General features: G+C 66.4%; 4 protein-coding genes. All 4 read right to left on the bottom strand.

Annotation, left to right across the window (positions count from 1 at the left end):
• Window positions 1-27 precede the first annotated feature (27 nt).
• Genes Q0U08_RS18270 through Q0U08_RS18255 form a run of 4 tightly spaced genes read right to left on the bottom strand, consistent with a single transcriptional unit; the run spans window position 28 to window position 3,795 of the window.
• Window positions 28-789: an ABC transporter permease gene (locus Q0U08_RS18270; protein WP_298093105.1), complete on the bottom strand. Its 762-nt coding sequence runs from the start codon at window positions 787-789 to the stop codon at window positions 28-30.
• Complete coding sequence (locus Q0U08_RS18265; RefSeq protein WP_298093104.1) at window positions 786-1,733, bottom strand: ABC transporter ATP-binding protein; 948 nt, start codon at window positions 1,731-1,733, stop codon at window positions 786-788. Before Q0U08_RS18265 ends, Q0U08_RS18270 begins: the two co-directional genes overlap by 4 nt.
• 32 nt (window positions 1,734-1,765) lie before the next feature.
• Window positions 1,766-2,392 carry a DsbA family protein gene (locus Q0U08_RS18260; RefSeq protein WP_298093106.1) on the bottom strand — a complete coding sequence of 209 codons (627 nt, stop codon included), beginning with the start codon at window positions 2,390-2,392 and terminating at the stop codon, window positions 1,766-1,768.
• Window positions 2,393-2,448: 56 nt separating this feature from the next.
• A complete protein-coding gene (locus Q0U08_RS18255; protein ID WP_298093103.1) occupies window positions 2,449-3,795 on the bottom strand; it encodes a M48 family metalloprotease in 1,347 nt (448 codons plus the stop codon).
• Window positions 3,796-4,088: the final 293 nt, after the last annotated feature.

Genomic DNA, 4,088 nt, shown 5'->3' with positions numbered 1-4,088 from the left:
GCTTGGCGGCCCCTTACCCGTTTCTGGTCAGCTCTTCAGGCGCCAGCCGGTCTTGAAGATCCAGGTGATCCAGGCCAGGCAGGCGAGCAGGAACAGCATCGTCACGCCCAGGCTGATGCCGAGCGCCACGTCGGCGGTGCCGAAGAAGGTCCAGCGGAAGCCGTTGATCAGGTACACGACCGGATTGAACAGCGTGATCGTGCGCCAAGGCTCGGGCAGGATGGTCACCGAGTAGAAGGCGCCGCCGAGAAAGGTGAGCGGGGTGACGACGAGCAGGGGGATGACCTGCAACTGTTCGAAGCCCTTGGCCCAGATGCCGATCGCAAAACCGAACAGGCAGAAGGTTGCGGCGACCAGCACCAGATAGGCGAGCATCGCGACCGGGTGCGCAATGGGCAGATCGACGAACAGATGCGCGGTCGCGAGGATGACGAGGCCGATCACCACCGACTTGGTGGTGGCGGCGCCGACATAGCCGAGGATCGTCTCCATCGGCGACAGCGGCGCGGACAGAAGTTCGTACATGGTGCCGGTGAATTTGGGCATGTAGATGCCCAGCGACGCGTTCAGGATGCTTTCCGAAAAGATCGCCAGCAGCATCAGCCCCGGCACGATGAACGCGCCGTAGGGCACGCCCGACACCTCGGTCATCCGGCTGCCGATCGCGGAGCCGAAGACGATGAAATAGAGCGAGGTGGTGATGACCGGGACCATCAGGCTGGTCCAGATCGTGCGGCCGAAGCGCGCCATTTCGAAGCGATAGATCCCCCAGATGCCGTGCAGGTTCATGCCGCTTGCTCCTGCGTCCGGCCATTTTCGACCAGATCGACGAAGATATCCTCCAGGCTGGACTTGAAGGTTTCGAGGTCGGTGAAGGCGATATCGAGTTCCTGCAGGCGGCGGAGCAGCGAGGGGATGCCGGTACGCTCGCCGCGCGCATCGAAGGTGTAGCGCAGGCGGCGGCCTTCGTCCTCCAGCGCCGGGTGCCATTCGGCGAGTTCGGCGGGCACCGTGGCCATCGGTTCGGCAAGCGTCAGCACCATTTCGCGCTTGCCCAGCTTCTGCATCATCGCGGCCTTTTCCTCGACCAGCAACAGGCGGCCCTTGGCGATCACGCCGACGCGGTCGGCCATCTCCTCGGCCTCCTCGATATAGTGCGTCGTCAGGATGATCGTGGTGCCGCGCTCGCGAAGGCGGTGGACCAGCTTCCACATGTCGCGGCGCAGCTCGACGTCGACGCCGGCGGTGGGCTCGTCGAGGAACAGGATCTCGGGTTCGTGCGCCAGCGCCTTGGCGATCAGCACGCGGCGCTTCATGCCGCCGGACAGCTCCATGATCTTGGCATGGCGCTTGTCCCACAGCGACAGGTCGCGCAGCACCTGTTCGATATAGGCGCTGTGACCCGAACGGCCGAACAGGCGGCGGCTGAAGGTGACGGTGGCGAGCACGCTCTCGAACGCGTCGGTGGACAGTTCCTGCGGCACCAGCCCGACGATGCGGCGCGCGGTCTTGTAATCGCGCACAGCGTCATGCCCCGCGACCGTGATGGTGCCCGCCGACGGCGTGACGATGCCGCAGACGATCGAGATCAGCGTCGTCTTGCCCGCGCCATTGGGGCCGAGCAGCGCAAAGATCTCGCCGCGGCGAATGTCGAGATCGACGGGGTGGAGCGCGGTGGTGCCGCCGGCATAGGTTTTCGCCACCCCGGCGATGGACAGGATCGTATCGGTCATGCCGCTGGTCTGCCGCCTTTTTCTGTCGCCCCTTACCGCCGTGCGTCGGCGATGGCCCGTTGCAGCTCTTCTAGCGGAAGCGCGCCGGAAAGAACACGGCTCCCGACGATCCAGGCGGGCGTGCCGTTCAGCCCAAGACGACCGGCGGTTTCCATGTTGCGGACGATCTCCGCATCCGCCTTTGGCGTGAAGGCGGCCAGCTTGCCGGTGTCGACGCCCGCCTGCTTCGCGGCGGCGGCGATCGAGGCGTCGGTTACCTGGCCGCCGGCATAAAGCGCGTCGTGGAATGCCCGGAACTTGCCCTGATCGGCGGCGAGCAGGCTCATGCGTGCGGCGTCGCGGCTCGATTCGGCCAGGATCGGCAGTTCGCGGTAGACGATGCGCAGGTTCGGATCGGCATCGGTCAGTTGCTTGAGCAGCGGCAGGCTGGCGCGGCAGTATCCGCAGTTATAGTCGTAATATTCGACCAGCGTGACGTCGCCCTTGGGATTGCCGCTCCACGCGCTGCCGAACGGCTTGGTCACCTGATCGGCGACGGCGGCGACCGCCTTGCCCGATTCGCGCTCCTGCAACCGGGCCATCGCCTCGGGGATCACTTCCGGGTGTTCGAGCAGATAGGCGCGCACGTCGGTGCCGGAGCGGGTCTGGACGAAGAGCATGCCGAGCGCGCCGAGCGCGAGGCCGAGTGCGGCGACCAGCGCCAGGATGAGGCGGTTCAACGCCGGCGCTTCTTGTTGCTGTCGGCGGCGTCCTGCGAAGTCATGGCGATGTCCTGCGCCCTGATCCAGTCGGGCGTGTTCGAGGGAATGTTGGCGAGCGCGTAGCGTGCGCTCTGGATGGCGGTGCGGGTGTCGCCCATCATGCTGGCGCGCTCGGCGGTGGCGAGCGCGGCACGCGCGGTGTCGCCGGTCTGTTCGTACGCGGTGCCGAGCTGCACCCAGGCAAACGGGTTCTGGTCGTCGCGCTGGGTGGCGATGCGCAAGACCTTGATCGCCTCGGGCAGATGCTGCTTTTGTTCGGTGGCGATCAGCGCATGGCCCAGCGTGGTGGCGATCAGCGGATTGTTGCGCGAACCCTCGGTGGCGGCACGCAAGGGGGCGAGCGCTTCCTCCGGCTCGCCGGCTTCGAGCAGGATCTGGCCGCGAATTTCTTGAAAATACGGGTCGTTCGGATCTTTGACCATCAGCGCGCGGCTTTCGGCGTCGGCTTTGTCGGGGTAGCCGGCCTTGTGATAGGCATAGGCGCGCGCATAATGCGCATAGACCGACTGATCGGCGGCCGGGAACGCGTTGAGCGTCGAGGCAGGTGTGCCGACATAGCCCTGAAGCTTGGCCTTTACCCGGCGGAAGCGTTCTTCCAGCGGACCGTTGACGGGGGCGTTCCACGAGGGGGCGGCCTGAAGATCCGCGGTCAGCGTCGCGATACGCGTGCCGGACAGCGGGTGGGTCTGCGCGAACGGATCGATGTTGGTGTAGCCGTAGCGGAATTCCTGGTTCTGCAGCTTCTTGAAGAAGCTGAGCATCCCCTTGCCGCTGATTCCGGAGGTGGTGAGATAGCGCGCGCCGGCGGCGTCCGCGCTCGACTCCTGCGTGCGGGTATAGCCCAGCACCTTGCCCATCGCCGCCTGCTGGCCGAGCGCCATCATCCCGGCCCCCGCCTCGCCGCTGCCCACCGCCATCGCAGCGAGCCCCAGCACCATCGACAGCAGATACATGCCCATTGCCGGCTTCATCGCCTGATCGGCCAGCACGACGTGGCCATCGGCGATATGGCCGAGCTCGTGCGCGATGACGCCCTGCACCTCGTTGGCGTTGTCCGCCGCGGCGATCAGGCCGGAATGCACGTACACCGTCTGGCCGCCTGCCACGAAGGCGTTGATCGAGCCATCGTTGATCAGGACGATCCGCACGTCGCGCGGCGCCAGCCCCGCCGCCTTGATGAGCGGGGCGGACATGTCGGCGAACATCGCCTCCGTCTCCGCATCGCGCAGGATCGACTGGGCGGCCGCGGGTTGCGCGAAGGCAAGGACCGAAAGGGTGAAGGCGGCGAGGAGACGCTTCATGGGCGTGATTATCGTGACCTTGGAGCCGCGCGGCAACCTGCTTTGCGAAACGGCGTGCATGGACGGGGGCGGATGAACCGCAGCGGAATGAGAAACGCCCGCCATTCCAGAGGGGAATGGCGGGCGTCTCGTCATCATTCAGCGACGTGCCGGCGTATCAGGCGCCGAACGTCCGCTGCCACCAGCCGCGGCGCGGCGTTTCGGCGGTTTCCTCGGTGCCGGCAGCGGTCGCAGGCGCCGCATCCGCGGCATCCGGCTGCACCTCGGCGGCCTCATCCTGCTGGGCCTCGTCC

Source organism: uncultured Sphingomonas sp., from assembly GCF_946477935.1.
Classification (GTDB): Bacteria; Pseudomonadota; Alphaproteobacteria; order Sphingomonadales; family Sphingomonadaceae; genus Sphingomonas.
Note: the sequence above shows the minus strand (reverse complement) of the source record. Positions and strands in the feature narration are given on the sequence as shown.

Bases quoted from the DNA above. Each gene is read 5' to 3' on its own strand.
- Q0U08_RS18255 (WP_298093103.1), bottom strand. From the start codon at position 3,795: ATGAAGCGTCTCCTCGCCGCCTTCACCCTTTCGGTCCTTGCCTTCGCG.
- Q0U08_RS18270 (WP_298093105.1), bottom strand. From the start codon at position 789: ATGAACCTGCACGGCATCTGGGGGATCTATCGCTTCGAAATGGCGCGC.
- Q0U08_RS18265 (WP_298093104.1), bottom strand. From the start codon at position 1,733: ATGACCGATACGATCCTGTCCATCGCCGGGGTGGCGAAAACCTATGCC.
- Q0U08_RS18260 (WP_298093106.1), bottom strand. From the start codon at position 2,392: ATGCTCTTCGTCCAGACCCGCTCCGGCACCGACGTGCGCGCCTATCTG.